At 34.4% G+C, this 16,995-nt stretch carries 21 protein-coding genes and 1 tRNA gene; 7 read left to right on the forward strand and 15 right to left on the reverse strand.

The window, feature by feature from the left end:
- Positions 1–6 precede the first annotated feature (6 nt).
- Positions 7–231: a hypothetical protein gene (locus tag DW114_RS02610; RefSeq protein WP_117452136.1), complete on the forward strand. Its 225-nt coding sequence runs from the start codon at positions 7–9 to the stop codon at positions 229–231.
- On the opposite strand, the gene DW114_RS02615 is transcribed toward DW114_RS02610, so the two are convergent.
- The 3 genes from DW114_RS02615 to DW114_RS02625 all read right to left on the reverse strand — a co-directional run bounded on the left by DW114_RS02615 (position 228) and on the right by DW114_RS02625 (position 1,415).
- Positions 228–545: a hypothetical protein gene (locus DW114_RS02615; RefSeq protein ID WP_117452138.1), complete on the reverse strand. Its 318-nt coding sequence runs from the start codon at positions 543–545 to the stop codon at positions 228–230. The genes DW114_RS02610 and DW114_RS02615 overlap by 4 nt on opposite strands.
- Positions 546–982: 437 nt before the next feature.
- Complete coding sequence (locus DW114_RS02620) at positions 983–1,165, reverse strand: helix-turn-helix domain-containing protein (protein ID WP_117452140.1); 183 nt, start codon at positions 1,163–1,165, stop codon at positions 983–985.
- Positions 1,166–1,184: 19 nt separating this feature from the next.
- Positions 1,185–1,415, reverse strand: coding sequence for a DUF739 family protein (locus DW114_RS02625; protein ID WP_117452142.1), 231 nt, complete (start codon positions 1,413–1,415; stop codon positions 1,185–1,187).
- A gap of 161 nt (positions 1,416–1,576) precedes the next feature.
- Between DW114_RS02625 and DW114_RS02630 the strand changes: the two genes are divergently transcribed.
- From DW114_RS02630 to DW114_RS02645, 4 genes are all read left to right on the forward strand, one after another.
- Positions 1,577–2,014, forward strand: a complete 438-nt coding sequence (locus DW114_RS02630) for a helix-turn-helix domain-containing protein (protein WP_117452144.1) — start codon at positions 1,577–1,579, stop codon at positions 2,012–2,014.
- 1 nt (position 2,015) lies between these two features.
- Entirely contained in the window at positions 2,016–2,342 is a 327-nt protein-coding gene (locus DW114_RS02635; RefSeq protein ID WP_117452146.1) for a hypothetical protein, read from the forward strand.
- 55 nt (positions 2,343–2,397) lie between these two features.
- Positions 2,398–2,859, forward strand: a complete 462-nt coding sequence (locus DW114_RS02640) for a hypothetical protein (protein WP_117452148.1) — start codon at positions 2,398–2,400, stop codon at positions 2,857–2,859.
- A gap of 148 nt (positions 2,860–3,007) precedes the next feature.
- Positions 3,008–4,159: a site-specific integrase gene (locus DW114_RS02645; RefSeq protein ID WP_117452150.1), complete on the forward strand. Its 1,152-nt coding sequence runs from the start codon at positions 3,008–3,010 to the stop codon at positions 4,157–4,159.
- 74 nt (positions 4,160–4,233) lie between these two features.
- On the opposite strand, the gene DW114_RS02650 is transcribed toward DW114_RS02645, so the two are convergent.
- From DW114_RS02650 to gpr, 8 genes are all read right to left on the reverse strand, one after another.
- Positions 4,234–4,320: transfer RNA gene (locus DW114_RS02650), tRNA-Leu, on the reverse strand.
- 119 nt (positions 4,321–4,439) lie between these two features.
- Positions 4,440–5,540, reverse strand: a complete 1,101-nt coding sequence (gene hemW, locus DW114_RS02655; RefSeq protein ID WP_117452152.1) for a radical SAM family heme chaperone HemW — start codon at positions 5,538–5,540, stop codon at positions 4,440–4,442.
- Positions 5,541–5,548: 8 nt separating this feature from the next.
- Positions 5,549–6,256 carry a sporulation initiation factor Spo0A C-terminal domain-containing protein gene (locus tag DW114_RS02660; protein ID WP_158552164.1) on the reverse strand — a complete coding sequence of 236 codons (708 nt, stop codon included), beginning with the start codon at positions 6,254–6,256 and terminating at the stop codon, positions 5,549–5,551.
- Positions 6,257–6,400: 144 nt separating this feature from the next.
- Positions 6,401–8,206 (reverse strand): translation elongation factor 4, encoded by a 1,806-nt coding sequence (lepA, locus tag DW114_RS02665; protein ID WP_117452157.1) that lies wholly within the window; start codon positions 8,204–8,206, stop codon positions 6,401–6,403.
- A 213-nt stretch (positions 8,207–8,419) separates the two neighbouring features.
- Positions 8,420–9,361, reverse strand: coding sequence for a methionyl-tRNA formyltransferase (gene fmt / locus DW114_RS02670; protein ID WP_207732775.1), 942 nt, complete (start codon positions 9,359–9,361; stop codon positions 8,420–8,422).
- 34 nt (positions 9,362–9,395) lie between these two features.
- Positions 9,396–9,692 (reverse strand): hypothetical protein, encoded by a 297-nt coding sequence (locus DW114_RS02675; RefSeq protein ID WP_117452159.1) that lies wholly within the window; start codon positions 9,690–9,692, stop codon positions 9,396–9,398.
- The gene (gene spoIIP, locus DW114_RS02680; protein WP_117452161.1) at positions 9,692–10,555 is read right to left on the reverse strand and encodes a stage II sporulation protein P; all 864 of its coding nucleotides are present in this window, start codon (positions 10,553–10,555) and stop codon (positions 9,692–9,694) included. Before spoIIP ends, DW114_RS02675 begins: the two co-directional genes overlap by 1 nt.
- An 83-nt stretch (positions 10,556–10,638) precedes the next feature.
- Positions 10,639–11,514, reverse strand: coding sequence for a GPR endopeptidase (gene gpr, locus DW114_RS02685; protein WP_117452163.1), 876 nt, complete (start codon positions 11,512–11,514; stop codon positions 10,639–10,641).
- A gap of 105 nt (positions 11,515–11,619) precedes the next feature.
- Between gpr and rpsT the strand changes: the two genes are divergently transcribed.
- Both rpsT and DW114_RS02695 read left to right on the forward strand, forming a co-directional pair.
- On the forward strand, positions 11,620–11,886 hold the full coding sequence (gene rpsT / locus DW114_RS02690) for a 30S ribosomal protein S20 (RefSeq protein WP_117452165.1): 267 nt from the start codon (positions 11,620–11,622) through the stop codon (positions 11,884–11,886).
- A gap of 138 nt (positions 11,887–12,024) precedes the next feature.
- Positions 12,025–13,110 carry a transglutaminase domain-containing protein gene (locus DW114_RS02695; RefSeq protein WP_117452167.1) on the forward strand — a complete coding sequence of 362 codons (1,086 nt, stop codon included), beginning with the start codon at positions 12,025–12,027 and terminating at the stop codon, positions 13,108–13,110.
- Positions 13,111–13,136: 26 nt separating this feature from the next.
- Here the strand turns inward: DW114_RS02695 and rseP are convergent, their stop codons facing one another.
- Genes rseP through DW114_RS02715 form a run of 4 tightly spaced genes read right to left on the reverse strand, consistent with a single transcriptional unit; the run spans position 13,137 to position 16,831 of the window.
- Positions 13,137–14,198, reverse strand: a complete 1,062-nt coding sequence (gene rseP / locus DW114_RS02700; RefSeq protein ID WP_117452169.1) for an RIP metalloprotease RseP — start codon at positions 14,196–14,198, stop codon at positions 13,137–13,139.
- Positions 14,195–15,355, reverse strand: a complete 1,161-nt coding sequence (gene dxr / locus DW114_RS02705) for a 1-deoxy-D-xylulose-5-phosphate reductoisomerase (protein WP_117452171.1) — start codon at positions 15,353–15,355, stop codon at positions 14,195–14,197. Before dxr ends, rseP begins: the two co-directional genes overlap by 4 nt.
- Positions 15,352–16,125: a phosphatidate cytidylyltransferase gene (locus DW114_RS02710; RefSeq protein ID WP_117452173.1), complete on the reverse strand. Its 774-nt coding sequence runs from the start codon at positions 16,123–16,125 to the stop codon at positions 15,352–15,354. The genes dxr and DW114_RS02710 overlap by 4 nt, the downstream gene beginning before the upstream one ends.
- Position 16,126: 1 nt before the next feature.
- Entirely contained in the window at positions 16,127–16,831 is a 705-nt protein-coding gene (locus DW114_RS02715; protein ID WP_117452175.1) for an isoprenyl transferase, read from the reverse strand.
- Positions 16,832–16,995 lie beyond the last annotated feature (164 nt).

The following is a 16,995-nucleotide window of genomic DNA, read 5'->3' on the forward strand; positions in this document are numbered from 1 at the left end:
GTTGTTATGAAGTGTTATAATTGTTCTATCGAAAAGCATAGAGAAGGCGCCCAATATTGTTACTCTTGTGGATGTAAACTTGATGAGCCAAATCTTTGCACAAACCAAGAATGTACAAACAGTAAAGTCGAAAACGCTCTACCTGATAATTTCGCATATTGCGATAGATGTGGAAGTAAAAGTTCATTTTTAGTGAAAAAATATGTAAAAGAAAACGATCTTCCATTTTAGAGTTTTTTACCACATTTGTGACAATATAATGCATTTGCTCGATGATTTGCATTACCACATTTTGTACAAATTTGATTGTCATGTAATTTAGAAAATTTCTCTAATGCACTGTCAACCTCTGTGTTAGAGATTTTTTTAATTTCATTTACGTATGCATTGGCTACTTGTGATTTCTTAATTTCTGATGAAGATAAATAAATTTCTTTGATTGTTTCTGTATCTTCACATTTGATATGGATAGTTACCTTAATCGCTTCATCTGGTTCCTTGTGATCTTCCACATCACTTGGAGCCTTTTCTTTGTTATCTTCCATTCCTTAACTCCTTTCTTCATTGAATGAATTTCCGAATTGTGTTAAAATCTAATTGCCTAATGGCAAGATTGGAGTGTGGTTATGTTAACCAAACTTTTGATTTTGCCCTGTTCTCTTAACGAGAGGAGCAATAGAGAAATTGCTATAAATAAACGCAAATAGACAGAGAAGTCTAGCCATAAAAAACGCACGCTTCAAATTTTTACAGATTCTCTTGATACATCGACTAAAGGGCATTTTTTGTTTTACCGTGGTGCTATGACCACTTAAGTGATGTACTGTCCTAAGAAATAGTGATTATGCCACTATCCGTTCAAACGGTGCAATACAGTAAGAGTAAACAAGCATAGCCTTAGCCTTGTGTTTTGCATAATGAAATGCAAGGTTATGTATTTGCGTATGATCTCATTGGTATTAACGGTACCGATGAGATTTTTTTAAAAGAACAATTCATCAACATTCGCTTTTGGAAATGCGATTTTTAGTTTTTGAAGAAAACAGAAACTTGGATATCGCATTCCACTTTCGACTTTATAATAATACGAAGCCGATACTCCAATTTTTTCCGCCATTTGCTTTTGATTAAGCCTTAATGACGCTCTAAATCTTTTTAGATTCATGGTGGTTTTCCTTCAGTTCCTATTTACGAACTACATAGGTAAAAAAATAAGTTTTTACCATTTCAAGTGGCTGTTCAAGTAATTCACATGCTTTTTTCATTTCATCTTGTCTCCATGCAACTTTACCATTAAACCTGTCACTTAAAGAATTTTGAGAAGTAAATCCCATTGCACGTGAAAAATTACATTCAGTTTTGAACTTTGCCTTTATATCTCCCCTGAATCGAGAGTAATCATAAACATAATTCAATTAATCATCTCCTTTCAGTTCCTATTTGCGAACAACGACATAATACACCCTAAAATACATCATGTCAATACTTTTTGTTCCTATTTGCGAATTTTATAATTTTATGAGTTGACATTTTACGAACCTAGGTATAATATGAATTCATAGGAGGATATATAGAAATGGAAAATGAATTTGCAGATCGTCTAAGACTTGCTTTATCGATGAAAAATATGTCTCAGCAAGATTTAGTAAATAAAACAAAAATTGGAAAGTCTACAATAAGCCAATATTTAAGTGGAAAATATAAAGCAAAACAAGACAATATTTCTAAAATAGCAGATGCTTTAGACGTTAGTGAAACTTGGTTAATGGGTATTAGTGATGAAATGACAAGGAACAAACTAATGTCAACCAAATCCCCTTTTGGTCCTGATAATGAAATTGAAGAATATCTATGTTCAAAAGGTAGAGAAGATTTATGGCAGACATTTAAATCTGTAAGCAATAATGATTCTTTGCAGATATTAATGGACAGCGCCGCAGATTTAACACCAGAAGATTTGGAACCTGTACTGATATTGGTACAAGGTATTAGGAAATCAAAAGGATTAGAATAACATGGTAGAACAAGTATTGCTAGACAACGATGATGAATTCTCTTATATTTGCCAAGAACATTGTATTAAATTGTATATTACTGATACTTTGACTTGTAAAAATAGAGGATTCACATATTACGACGGAGAAGAATTTCACATTATTATCAGTACAAGGTTTTCAAACATGCAACAAAGAAAGACAACAATTCATGAGCTCATCCATATATTGCAAAATCATTTCACATGTACAGAATGTGATCGACAGCAATGTGAAAATGAAGTTCATGATATTATAAAAGATTTTAGAAATTATTATAGTGAAGAATATGCTTTTGATTTATATTAGTAAACGCATCAAAAAAAGATGTTTACATAGATAACTTACTTGGAGGTAAAAAGGGATGAAAAAGTTATTTACAGCACTCATATGTGCACTCATAGTTTTAGGGATTGGAGGGTGTTCAAGTAAAACAAATTCAAATAAAATAAGTGATCCTAATGAGGTATATGATTCACTTATTGACAAAGGTTATAAGTTCAATTATGAAAATGGTGTATTAAATATTGTTGGAGATTTAAAAATCATTTTTGATGAAGAACACATGTCCATTTACACATCTAACACTGATGATAATGCAGGATTTAATGTTGGATTAATGGATGATAAATTAGTAGCTGTATCTGTGTATGGCGAATGTGCTATAAATATTGATACGGAAAAACCATTAAGTGATTGTGATGAAGTAGATAAAACATCTGCTTTAAAATCAGGTTCCGAGATTATTGATTCAATTGAAAAATTAAATACAAATTATGAATCTCTTTATAATATGTGCAAATGGTATGAAAACGAAAAAGATTAAATAAAAAACACCCCCTACTGCGCTAACAGTAAGGGGTTGAAGTAGAGTTGATGCGCTAACATCAACTTAGTACAACAAGGAGAAAATCCCACCACGGACATTCTTTTTTGTTGTACCTACATTTTAGCAAAAATGGAGGTAAAGTGCAATGTCAATATTTAAAGATGAAAGAATGGTAAAAAGTAAACGTAACAAAGATAAGCTTGTTAAAAAAGTTACTTATAGATGTGTAGGTAGTTATGTGGATATCAATGGTACACCCCAACATTATCATAAACGAGGTTTCAAAACATTAGAAGAAGCCAAAGAATGGGAAAGAAACTTTTTGCTCAAAGCAAAAAATGAAGTAACTACGAATATAACGTTTAATGAAATTTATGAACTGTATAAAGAAACAAAAAAAGGAACGATAAAAGACAGATCATTCAACGATATGGAATATCTAATCAAAAGTTGGATTCTTCCTTATTGGGGAGATAAAAATATAAAAAAAATAACAATTCAGCAAATTGAAAAATTTCAAAAGTCTTTGTTGTCAAAGAAAAATAATAATGATGAATACTATTCTAACCGTTATTTGGAATCTATTCAAACTCAATTTAAAGCTGTTATGAGATATGCATTTAATCACAATTATTTTACCGATAATAGATTAATTTCTTTTCCTATCATAAAAAGAGCTGGAGAAATAAAAAAAGAAATGGATTTTTTCACACCAGAAGAATTTATAAAATTTATACATGTTGTTGATGAATTACCGTATTTTGCATTATTTAACGTTTTGTATTGGTGCGGAACACGTTTAGGAGAAACTTTAGCGCTTACCTGGAAAGACATTGATTTAAAAAACAAATCAATAAGAATAAACAAATCATATTCCAAACACACGCGCCAAACAACCGCTCCTAAGACGAATAACAGTTATCGTAATATTTTGGTACCAGAAATGTGTTTAAAGGCTTTAGAACAGCTTAAAAACATTCATAAAATGACAATTGGATATGACGATAATAAATTAGTATTCAATTTTGATAAACATTTAGATGAAAATGCAATTAGAACTAGAAAAAACAAATGGTGTGAACAAGCTCAAGTAAAACAAATAAGAATACACGATTTTCGCCATTCTCATGTATCATTATTAATCAACATGGGGTTTAATCCATTTGAAATCGCAAAACGTCTAGGGCATACTGTTGAAATGGTAAATGAAACATACGGTCACTTATTTCAAGAGGCTCAGCAAAATATGATCAATAAACTTGATGAGCTATCGATAAAATTAAACGCTGAACAATAAAAATCTTTGCCAAATTTTTGCCAAATTTCAAATAAACACAAAAAAAGCCTTTAAACAAGGCTTTTATTTTAACATGGTGCCCGAGGCCGGACTCGAACCGGCACGGTATCGCTACCGACGGATTTTGAGTCCGTTGCGTCTACCAGTTTCACCACTCGGGCAAGTGCTTAGATATTATAACCAATCTTTTCAGAAATTACAATACCTTTTTTAAACTTTTTTTATATTTTTGAACGAATATTCTTTTATTTGTTTTACAAACACTTTTTATCTACCTGCATCATTCATCTGGAAGAAACTTTAAAAGGATCTCATTTAAAATTTCCATCCCCTGTTCTGTCGCATGTATATAACCATCGCTGTGTTCTAACAGGTGTTGATCTAACAACGGTTTTAATTCTTTATGATATTGTTTCAAAAATGATATTTCATAGCGTTTTTCAAACTGATGAATATTCAACCCTTTTTTTGTACGTAAAGACATCATGATATTTTCAAACATTTCATCTGATTTATTTAATTGTATTATGGTTGGGGATGCACCTTTTTCAAAATATGTTTGCATATTTTTCGTGTTATCATAACGCTGATGTTGTTGCTTCCCACTTGCCCCCATACCAATACCAATAAAATCATCATAATCCCAATATGCCATATTATGTTTAGAATATTTTCCAGCTTTCGCAAAATTACTGATTTCATAATGCTCAAAACCATTTTGTTTTAAATATGCAACAGCATACTCATACATATCTGCTTCTATATCTTCATCGATATTTTTTATATGTAATCGTCCAAATTCACTGTGTTCTTCAATCGTCAAGGCATACAAAGAGATATGCTGAATATCAAAATGTTCAACGATATCTTTTAAATCATCCTTCCACATCTGCATGGTTTGATTTGGCAGACCATAAATCAAATCAATTGATATATTATCTATACCTATTGAATGCAGTTCTTTTATACATCTTAAGATGTCTTCTTTGTTATGATTTCTTTTTATCATCTTTAAAAGCTCTGGCTGAAGGCTTTGTACCCCTAAGGATATACGATTGATATAGTTTTCTTTACACAATTGTATTTTTTCAATATCCAGACTATCGACATTCGCTTCCATTGTAAATTCTTCACATGTTCTAGTATATGGTTTTAACATCACCAGCAATCTTGACAATTGATGATATGTCAAAGCACTGGGTGTTCCCCCACCAATATAAAAGGTATCCAAAGTGACACCTTTTAATTTCTGTTTGATTTCTTTTTCAATGGCCTTTAGCCATTTTTCAGCAAGTCCTGCATGATATCGGCATCTAGTAAAATCACAATATGCACAAATATCTTTACAGAATGGAACATGTAGATAAGCACTTTTACACATAACACACCTCATGAGTTTCCAAACAATTTTAATTTTTCACTAATATAGGAAATAATCTGCGTATTGGTTGGTTTACAGTTATTGATACAAATTTTTTCTGGCTGATTACGATAAGCAAAAGCAATGGCCGTTCGTATACACTTTTCAACCCTTGCGGCTGTGGAGTGATGTGCTTTTGCAGTTTGCTGATAGACATTCTTCATATGTAAGTGCATGACATCCATATTCTTTGCAACATAGACAGCACTTGTTTGAATATATCCAAATCCATCTAAATGAGCTGGCAGACCTAAGGATAGCATAATTTCACTAGCCATTGATTCTACTGTAGTAGCTGCAGCCAGTGTCTGTTGCTGCAGCTGCTCATTTTCAATTGCCGCTAGCAGTTGTGGAAAGCTGAATGGCTTAACCAGAAAATTCTGAAGTCCATATTGTAAAAGCAAATGGATCACTTCACTGTCAAGCTCCTGAAACAGTGGCAATACCCGCCATTCCCGTTTATTCAATAATACATATTCCAATAAATCATTTGATTTCTTTTTATCCAATGTATATTGTAATACAAACACATCCACATCTAATTCTTCCAGGCCTTTTAAATGCTCCATTACCGTTGTTGATATGCCTACAATTTTTATTTTACTGTTATCATTTTCATAATCCATCATATTTTTGATGACATCAAAATCACTTACACATAGAAATACCTTAATCAAATTGACCAGCTCCTGTTCAATATTAACCATTTTTTGATAAATGCTACTTGTAATGATAGCATGTCAGAACAGGATTTCAACTAAAAGTTACAAAATACCATGAAAAAGTACAAGTTTGTAAAAATACCATAAAAATTATACTTTTTAATTCTCATCATCCATAGATAAAACCGCCATGAAAGCTTCCTGTGGTACTTCTACGCTACCTACGGATTTCATACGTTTCTTACCTTCTTTTTGTTTCTCCAACAGTTTTTTCTTACGTGAAATATCTCCACCATAACATTTCGCTAGGACGTTTTTACGCAAAGATTTTATATCTGCACGCGCCACGATTTTCCCATTGATAGCTGCCTGGATAGGTATCTCAAATTGTTGTTTTGGAATCAGTGTTTTCAATTTTTCACAAATTGCTCTACCTCTAGGATAAGCAAAATCACGATGAACGATACTGCTTAATGCATCGACGATATCTCCATTTAACAGGATATCCATTTTCGCAAGTTTATTGGTCTGATATCCAATCAATTCATAATCGAATGAAGCATATCCCTTCGTACAGGATTTTAATTTATCAAAGAAATCAAATACGATTTCACCCAATGGCAATTCATAAATGACATTCATTCGTCCTTCATCTATATATATCATATCTTTATAGTTACCACGTTTTCTTTGGCACAGTTCCATAATTGCCCCAACATAATCGTTTGGCGTCATGATACTTGCTTTCACAAAAGGTTCTTCAATATGATCGATTTTTTGAACATCCGGCAACATACTTGGATTATCAATTGCCATCATGCTGCCATCTGTTAAGTATGCATGGTATACAACACTTGGCGCAGTCGCAATCAGATCTATTTTATATTCACGTTCAATACGTTCCTGTACGACATCCATATGTAATAAACCTAAAAATCCACAGCGAAAGCCAAATCCTAACGCCTGTGATGTTTCTGCTTCAAATTGTAAAGAGGCATCATTCAGCTGTAATTTTTCAAGTGCATCTCTTAAATCATTATATTTTGCAGAATCAATAGGATACAATCCACAATATACCATCGGATTCATTTCACGATAACCATGTAATGGAGCATCTGCTGGTCGTTGTGCATGGGTAATCGTATCACCGACACGTACATCTTTAATAGACTTAATAGAAGCACAAAGCCATCCTACTTCACCACATTCCAGCATATCTTTTTTCACTTCTTTTGGTGTACGGATACCAACTTCTAACACCTCATATTCAGCATCTGTCGCCATAAAACGAATTTTATCACCCACACGGATTTCGCCTTCTTTTACACGTACAAATGCGATAACACCACGATACGCATCATATAAAGAATCAAAAACAAGTGCCTGTAAAGGGGCTTTTGGATTTCCATGTGGTGCCGGTACATTTTTTACCACTGCTTCTAAAACATCCTGTATATTCAACCCGTTTTTCGCTGAAATCAAAGGTGCCTCACTTGCATCCAAGCCAATGACATCTTCTATTTCTTTTTTCACAACATCTGGCTGTGCACTTGGTAAATCTATTTTATTGATGACAGGAATAATTTCCAAGTCATTATCTAATGCCAGATAAACATTTGCAAGTGTCTGCGCTTCAATTCCCTGTGCAGCATCAACTACCAAAACTGCGCCTTCACAAGCTGCTAAAGAACGGGATACTTCATATGTAAAGTCCACATGACCCGGTGTATCGATCAAATGGAAGATATAGTCCTGTCCATCTTTTGCAGTATATTTTAACTGTACTGCATTTAATTTTATCGTAATCCCACGTTCTCTTTCAAGATCCATGGTATCCAATAGCTGTTCTTTCATTTCACGCTGTTCCACTGTATCTGTTATTTCAAGGATACGGTCTGCCAGCGTTGATTTTCCATGATCGATGTGTGCAATAATGGAAAAGTTACGAATATGTTGTTGATTCATAGCTATCACTCCTCATACCCGACTATTATAGCAGAAACTAAATTTCTTGCATAGAAAAAAATAAAGGAATCTTCGTATCTGATAATTGAATGATTCATAAAAACTGCATGAATTTGTTTTGTTTAAATTCAGCCCTGTTTTTGGATAAATCCAAGTTTTAAATTTTATATCTTCAATAGATATTATATAGAAAAAGACAGAATCCTCTGTCTTCTACTTACCATTAAAAATTTTATGGATCAGCTGTTTCCCACTTCCATTATAGAAGGATTTCGCATCGGTTTTGGCTTTTCCTTCCATTTGAATTTCATCTACTAAAATATAGCCATTCTGTGCAGAAATTGCATAGCCATTTTCTATCATGCCTTCAATTTCACCTGGTGTATGTACCTTGTCATCTTTACGCATTCTAACTTTATGGAATTTCACTTTTTTGCCATCCAGTAAAGCATATCCTGTAGGATTTGGAATCAATCCACGGATATGATTATACACACGCTGTACGTCTTGATCAAAATCGATCCATTCTTCTTCCTTGCTGATGGTGTAGGCAAAGCTTGCCTGGCTTTCATCCTGCTCACCAAATTCTGCAGTTCCATCGATTAATTTTGGAATACTTTCACTAAGCAGTTTCGCACCTGCTTTTGCTAATTTATCATACAAGATACCCGTTGTATCCATTTCATCAATATCCACTACACATTGTGCCATGACAGGACCTGCATCCATAGCCTTTACCATACGCATGATGGACATTCCTGTCTGCTTATCTCCGTTGATGATTGCTTTATGAATAGGTGCACCTCCGCGAAGTTTTGGCAATAAGGAAGCATGTACATTGATACTGCCATATGTTGGATATTCTAATAATTTGGATGGTATAAACTGACCATATGCACATGTGACAATCAAATCAATATCCAGCTGCATCAATTCATCCACTGCATCTTTAATTTTGATTGGCTGATAAACAGGAATGTTTGCTTCTATAGCACGTTGTTTTACCTCAGGCATCTTCAGTTCTTTTTTTCTTCCTGCCTGTTTATCCGGCTGAGTTACAACGCCAATCACATCATAGCCATCTGCTATTATTCTATTCAACATGGAAACCGCGATATCCGGTGTTCCCATAAATAATATTCTGCATGTTTTCATATTCACTCACCTCTATTGGTTATTATAGCAAACCTCAGGCAAAAATACTATCAAAGATATTAGAAACTGCAGTAACTGAAGAATGGATGGCATCGACGACAAATTCGCTCGTGCTTTTCGCAAGCGCACTTGCTTTGTTTTCTTTTATTTCATTTAAAGAACCTGTTTCTACTTGTTGTTTGATGGTATGCTTTTGTGCGATATCATCTTCAAAGTCACTTACTTTTTGCTCGATTGTAACACTAGATTGTGTATGCTCCTGCTCCTTGACATAATTGCCAATGGTTATCAAAACAAATATTAAAACAGCATCCGCAAGAAATCGTTTCATTATGATTCTCCTTTCATTAACATATCATAAATACTATCTGCCAGTACCTTTGTGGTATTGGTGATTTCCTTAAAACTGTTTACTTCTGCGCCTACTTCAATTAAGACAATACCATTTGCGACCTGTTGATTATAATACGCCTCCCTTGTCATTACGCCTTTCATAATACCATTTACTTTCTTATTCATTATGTCAGTTAAAGTCGAAGATATTTTAGCACTGGAATCATGATAGGTCGCAAGACTTCCAACAACCATCATGGCTTTCGCATAAGTCTTTCCATTTGCTTCTAATACAGCAGCACTTCTTGGAACACTGTCACGGTGTAAGTCTATACATAAATCAAAACCGCCATAATTCACCAGTGCATCCTGAAGATATTTATTAGATACAAGATAGGATTGATTATAATTCATTCCATGTGCATCCATATAGTTCTGAAAGCTATGTGTTTCTAATACGACCTTTATACCTTTTTCCTCCAGATGTTTGCCTAAATCAGCTGCTGCATCCATTACGCCTTTGCCATCTGCATAGTCTTCTTTTTGATGTGTATCATAAATATAGACAGTTTTCTGTTTCTTTGTTTCTTCACTTTTCGGTGTGGGCACAACAACAGGATTTTCTTGTGTTGTTTCTACTTTGATCACATCATCTTTTTCTGCTTTTTTTACTTGATGTGATGACATTACGTTTAATTCATCTTTGATGGATATGGATGGATCAATGGTTTTTTGTTCATAAGCAAATGTTTTGATATTGGTTTGTCCAAGCATTTGTATACAAGTATCATAAAATGGTGTGATATAAAAAATACACCCAATCAATACAAGCTTGATTAAAATTTTCCAGGTTGCTTTCATATCATCCCTCCCATAATAAAGTTTATGAGAAAAAAAGGACTTTCATGTCCTTTTATGTAATATATTTTATGATAATTTTAAAATTATAAATTCATAAAATCAGGGTGAATAAACCGATTGATACTTTGTGATACGATATAAACTAATTGTTTTAATTCATCATCCATAGATTTTGGTGTCACTACCAGATCCAGTCGTTTTTGATCGTATAAATAAGAAAAAACACGTTCTTTGTCAATTTCCGCCTCATCAAGTGCTTCCTTTAAAATTGCGCCAACACTGGTGACCGTCGCAACTCCAATGGCGATGACGGGAACATGTAAAGACGCCTCATTTAATGCCATCCGATGATTTCCTACGCCACTTCCTGGCTGTATGCCAGTATTATTGATTTGTACAACCCGATTAATTCGTGCTATATTTCTGGTAGCAAGAGCATCAATGGCGATAATTAAATCGGGTTGATAACTTTGTGCAACACTTTTTACAATCTGCATGGATTCCAAACCGGTCTGTCCCATTACACCAGGTGTCAATATTGCAGTATTGCGGGTTCCTTTTAAATATGCTTTTTTCTCATTTGCGTATAAATGTGCCGTTACCAACACTTCATTTGCGGCCATAGGCCCCAGTGCATCACTTGTGATCATACGATTGCCCAAGCCTACAATCAGGATTTTTTCTGGTTTTCTTTTAAGATGCTGCTCCATAATTTTCAGGTTATCCACGATTGCTTCAATCGCATTTTCTCTTACGATATGATCATCTAAATCATGAAACTCTATCGATACATATTCCCCTATGGCTTTGTGTAATTCATTATCCTCTTTTAAAACTTTTATATAATTGCTGCGGATATGTTCATTTTGTTTTTCAACATGCTCATAGGCATCTTGTTTGGTATTCAATGTGATGATTTCGTCAGCAAAATCACTTCTTAATGTATATTTTTCTATCATATTATTCACCTCATGCGTATAGTATGTCTTTTTTTCGCCTTTATATTGCTTTTTCTGAATGTTTTTGTTATAATTTACTGGCAATTGAAATTAGGAGGTGCAATCATGCCACAGATCCAATCACAGAAAAAACGTGTATTAACTAATAACAAAAGAAACTTGGCTGTAAGTTCTCAGAAATCTGCTTTAAGAACAGCAATCAAAAACGTATTAGCTGCTATCGAAGCAAAAGATGTTGAAGCTGCAAAAGCTGCTTACAGTGTAGCAAGCAGTAAATTAGATAAAGCTGTTGCGAAAGGTATTCACCACAAGAACTACGCAACAAGACAGAAATCACGTCTGGCTAAAGCAATCAACGAAATTGCTGCATAAATGATCGATCAATAGATCGATTTTTTATTTATTCACTTTCAGATCAGATAAAACTGGTCTTCTTTTTTTAGATTATCATTTAACAGTGTTATTTTTTGGATGTTTCTGTTATACTAAACATAGAAATTGAGGGATGTTATGAAGAAAATACTTAACCTGGCGTTATGTCTATTCCTTCTATGCTCCTGTAGTGCCGCTACCAAGGGGCATGTGGAAGAAGCAAGCAACTATTCCAGTCAATACCAGGGATTTACATATTATCGTGATCAGTTAAATGATAGTGACACAAAAATATATGATTTGATTTATTATCATATAAGCAAGCGTGATGAATCTTATGGTATAGAAGCAAAAGACAAAGACACGCTATTTAAAATATACAATTATGTGTTAAGCGATCATCCGGAGCTTTTTTGGGAGGATGGCAGTGAAGTCACCTATACAGAAAGTGCACAGACCTTTGAAATCTATGCCAGTAAGACATTCACAAATGAGGAAATCCGAGCATATGAGAAACAGTTAGATGAGATCACACAGCCAATTATGGATCATGTCGCAAAACTTTCTAACGACTTTGAAAAAGTACGGTATATATATGATTATTTAATTGATGAAACCTCTTATAATGAAAACAGCGTGCATAATCAAACAATCTTAAGTGTATTTCTTTATCGTTCCAGTGTTTGCGCAGGTTATGCGAAAAGCATGCAGTATCTTTTAAATAAAGCTGGTATCCCCTGTACCTATTTATGGGGTAAAACAACTTATGCTGATGAGGAGCATGCATGGAATATGATAAAATTAAATGATCATTACTATTATTTAGATGCGACCAATGGGGATATTAGTGATGAAGAAATTGATCAGCGCTGGCGTTATAATTTTATGACAATGAATTCTGAACAGATGTTGCAGCTGTATCAGCCTAAAGAAAAATATGAAGAAACAACAGCTGTGGAAGATTCTTATTTCTATCAACAGAATGCTTATTTTACAAATTATGATGAATCAAAAATCAAAGCGTTGTTGGAAAAAGAAAAGAAAAAAGAGAAGCCGGCAATATTCTTCCAGTGCAGTACAAATGATGTATGTAAAGATATTGATGATAAATTAAAGCGTGATAACAAGATTTTCAATCTGGCAGATGAAAACGGTATTCATATCGATCAATATCACAACTATCAATCTGAAGAAACACAAAGCAGACTATATGAATTATATTAAAAAAGACGAATTCTCATCGTCTTTTTTTAAAATAATCTAGTAATATCATTCCATGTTGCATATAACATCAACGCGACAATAGCTACCAATCCAATTGTCATGATCACATTTTGTACACGTTCGCTTAGTTTTCTTCCAATCAGCATTTCAATCAATGTGATAAAGATTCTGCCACCATCCAAAATAGGAATTGGTAATAAGTTAAAGATACCTACGTTGACTGATAATAAACCAACAAATGCCATGGTTGTTAAAAAGCCTGTTTGTGTAATCTGATCTGTCATCTTAAAGATACCCACAGGACCACTCAGATTTTTCAATCCAATGCCCTGAATAAGTTTTCCTAATGAATTAAGAATTGTAGAAACACTATCTACCATTTTTTGTGTACCATAAGGAATCGCTTCTAAAAGATTGATCTTTTTTACATCATAATTATCATGATATACGCCCATTTTATAGATGTTTTCTTCTTCATCTAACACTGGTGTCATCTTGACTTCTACTTCTTTACCATCACGTAGTACAGTAAATGTAGTTTCTCCCTGAAAGTAATTAATAAATTCCACAACATCATCAAATTCGTCTACTTTTTCACTATGTGTACCGTTTTGCACTTTGATGATTTCATCATTCACTTTAAAACCGGCTTTTTCTGCAGGACTGTTTTCTGAAAAGCTAGTGATAACAGGGCTTCCTGGAATTGCAATCTGTCCCTGATAAGCTGTGATTCCCACAAAAATTACCCAGGCCAAAAGAATATTCATAATCGCTCCGGCAGCCATAACAATAATCTGTTTCCATGGCTTGATGCCATTGATGGTTCTTTCAAATGGAATATCTTCCTCGTCTTCTCCATCATCTTCTAAAGTTTCACCAGCCATCGCTACATAACCGCCAATTGGTAATGCGCGAACAGACCATGCTGTTTCTCCAACCTGTTTTTGATAAATCATTGGCCCCATGCCAATACTAAACTCTTTACAATATACGCCAAAATGTTTTGCGGCAATTAAATGTCCAAGCTCATGAATAATGATGATGACACTTAGAATTAATACAAAATAAATAACTGTCATTATACTCATTCGACCACTCCTTTCCATGTGTCTTTTACGAATGCACGTCCGAAGTGATCCGCATCAATCAGATCCTGTAATGTAGGATGTTCAATATATACAGCAGCTTCTACTGCACGAATAACATATGTTTCAATGTCAAGGAATGAAATCTTTTCCTGCAAGAACAATGCGACAGCTTCTTCATCTGCGCCATTCATAACTGCGCCAAGATTTCCCCCTTTTCTACCAACTTCAAATGCTAATCCAAGTAATGGGTAACGTTTGGTATTGGCTGCCTCAAAATGCAAAGCAGGATATTTCATAAAATCAAATTTTTCTGCATTATGCATTTCTAAACGATCTGGATATGATAATGCATACTGTATGGGCAAGCGCATATCCGCTGTTCCTAATTGTGCAATGATTGCATGGTCATGAAACTGTACCATGGAATGGATAACACTTTCACGATGAACAAGCACATCAATATCATCGTATGGAACATCAAATAAATAATGTGCTTCTATCACTTCAAAGCCTTTATTCATCATAGTTGCACTATCGATTGTGATTCTACCACCCATATTCCAATTAGGATGTTTCAGCGCTTGTGCCACAGTAACATCTTTTAATTCTTCTCTTGTTTTATCACGAAAACTGCCACCGCTAGCGGTAATGATTAATTTATCTACTTCATCTGCATGGCTTCCCTGTAAACACTGGAAAATCGCAGAATGTTCACTGTCAATTGGATATAATGGTACATTGTATTTTTTTAATGCCGCTTTTACAAGTGGTCCGCCTGCCACTAAGGACTCTTTATTCGCAAGAGCGATCACTTTTTGATTTTTTATCGCAGAAAGTGTTGGCAATAAACCACGAAATCCGACAATCGCATTCACAAAGATATCATAATCAGAAAGACTTGCTAATTCCTCCAGCCCTTTATCTTCGCAGAAGAACGTAAGGGATGGATACATTTTCTGCATTTCTTCCATATCTGCCTTGCGGGCAACACATACATATTTAACATCAGGACATACTTCTAATAACTCAGACAGCTTTTTCATATTATGCCCAGCACTTAATCCTATGATAGAAAATTCGTTTCTATGATGGTTCACAACATCAATTGTCTGTGTTCCAATGGAGCCAGTTGCTCCTAGTAATACTATTTTTTTCATAATGATAACACCACCAATATAAAGTCAAAACATATAAAATTAAAGACAAGAGAATCTACACGGTCAAGTACACCGCCATGACCTGGCAATAAATCACTGAAATCTTTGATTTTAAAACAGCGTTTGATTGCACTGAAAGCTAAATCTCCGATTTGCCCGGTAATTGGCATCACAACACTGGCAAGTAATATGTGATTCATGCTCATATCCGGAATCAGAAAATAGGCAAATGCAAACGATAAGGCTGCTCCAAAGATCCATCCGCCAATAGCTCCTTCCCATGTTTTCTTAGGGGAAATACGTTCATTCAGTTTATGCTTTCCTAAGAATCTTCCACAGAAATAAGCCCCTGTATCACAAACATAAGTTGCGACAATAATCAGCCATACATACATACGATTCATGTCATAAATATGCATGAATGATTTAGCAATCATATAAAAGAACGTGATATAGCTGATACAAAGAAACCCATCTTTTGCATGAAATGTATCAGTAAACACTGGAATCGATAAAAATACCAATACAAAGATTCCCAACAATGCAACCGATAATTTTTGATTGCCATATGATAATACAAACACACACAGCATAGCAAATGGTTTGATGATAAAAGGCCAGCTGCCTTTATGCTCAGTTAGATTTAATAATTCCAAACCACCAGCGATGATAATAAATGCAATCAATAAATTGATCCAGATACCACCTAACAGCAAAGGAGGAATGACACATGCCAGAATCAGCAGTGCTGTCAAAATTCTGGTTTTCATACTACAGCCCTCCAAATCTTCTTTGTCGATGATTAAATTCATCAATTGCCTTATTCAGTTCCCCTTCATCAAAATCAGGCCATGCAACAGGTGTAAAAATCAATTCTGCATAAGCAAGCTGCCATAATAAGAAGTTACTGATTCTAAGTTCCCCACTTGTACGAATCATTAAATCTAGCTCTGGCATGCCTTCACTCATCATATACGTGCCAAACGCTTCTTCATCGATATGAATATCAGCTTTGCCATCGATTACATCTTGTGCAAATTTTCTTGCTGCTAATGTAATTTCACGACGTGAGCCATAGTTAATAGCGATACACAGATTTAATCCTGTATTCATACTTGTTTGTTCCACCGCATCCAAAATAACTTTCTGTGTTTCTTTTGGAAAACGCTCCAGTTCGCCTATAAATGTTACACGAATATTTTTGGCTTTTAAATCTTTAATATAACGATTAAAAAACATCTTTGGTAATTTACATAAATAATCTACTTCATCCTCTGGACGTTTCCAGTTCTCAGTAGAAAATGCATAACATGTAAGTGCCTTTACACCTAAATCGTTACAAGCAATCGCAATCTTACGTATTGTTTCTGCCCCCTGCTTATGCCCTGCAGTTCTTGGCAGTCCTCTTTTCTTTGCCCATCTTCCATTTCCATCCATGATGATGGCGATATGCTGCGGGATAATTCTTTCTTCCATAACAGCGCTCCTCCTAAACTTTCCTATATACATAAATATTCCCTTGTATTATACCATAAAACAATCTATTTCTATACGCAAAACCATGCGAAAACGTATAAAAAAGGACATTTCTCAATCAAATGTCCTTTTCCCATATAATTTTACAAATATCAGAATGAAAA

Origin of the sequence: Absiella sp. AM09-50, assembly GCF_003433845.1 — a bacterium.
Lineage (GTDB): Bacteria > Bacillota_I > Bacilli_A > Erysipelotrichales > Erysipelotrichaceae > Hoskinsella > Hoskinsella hominis.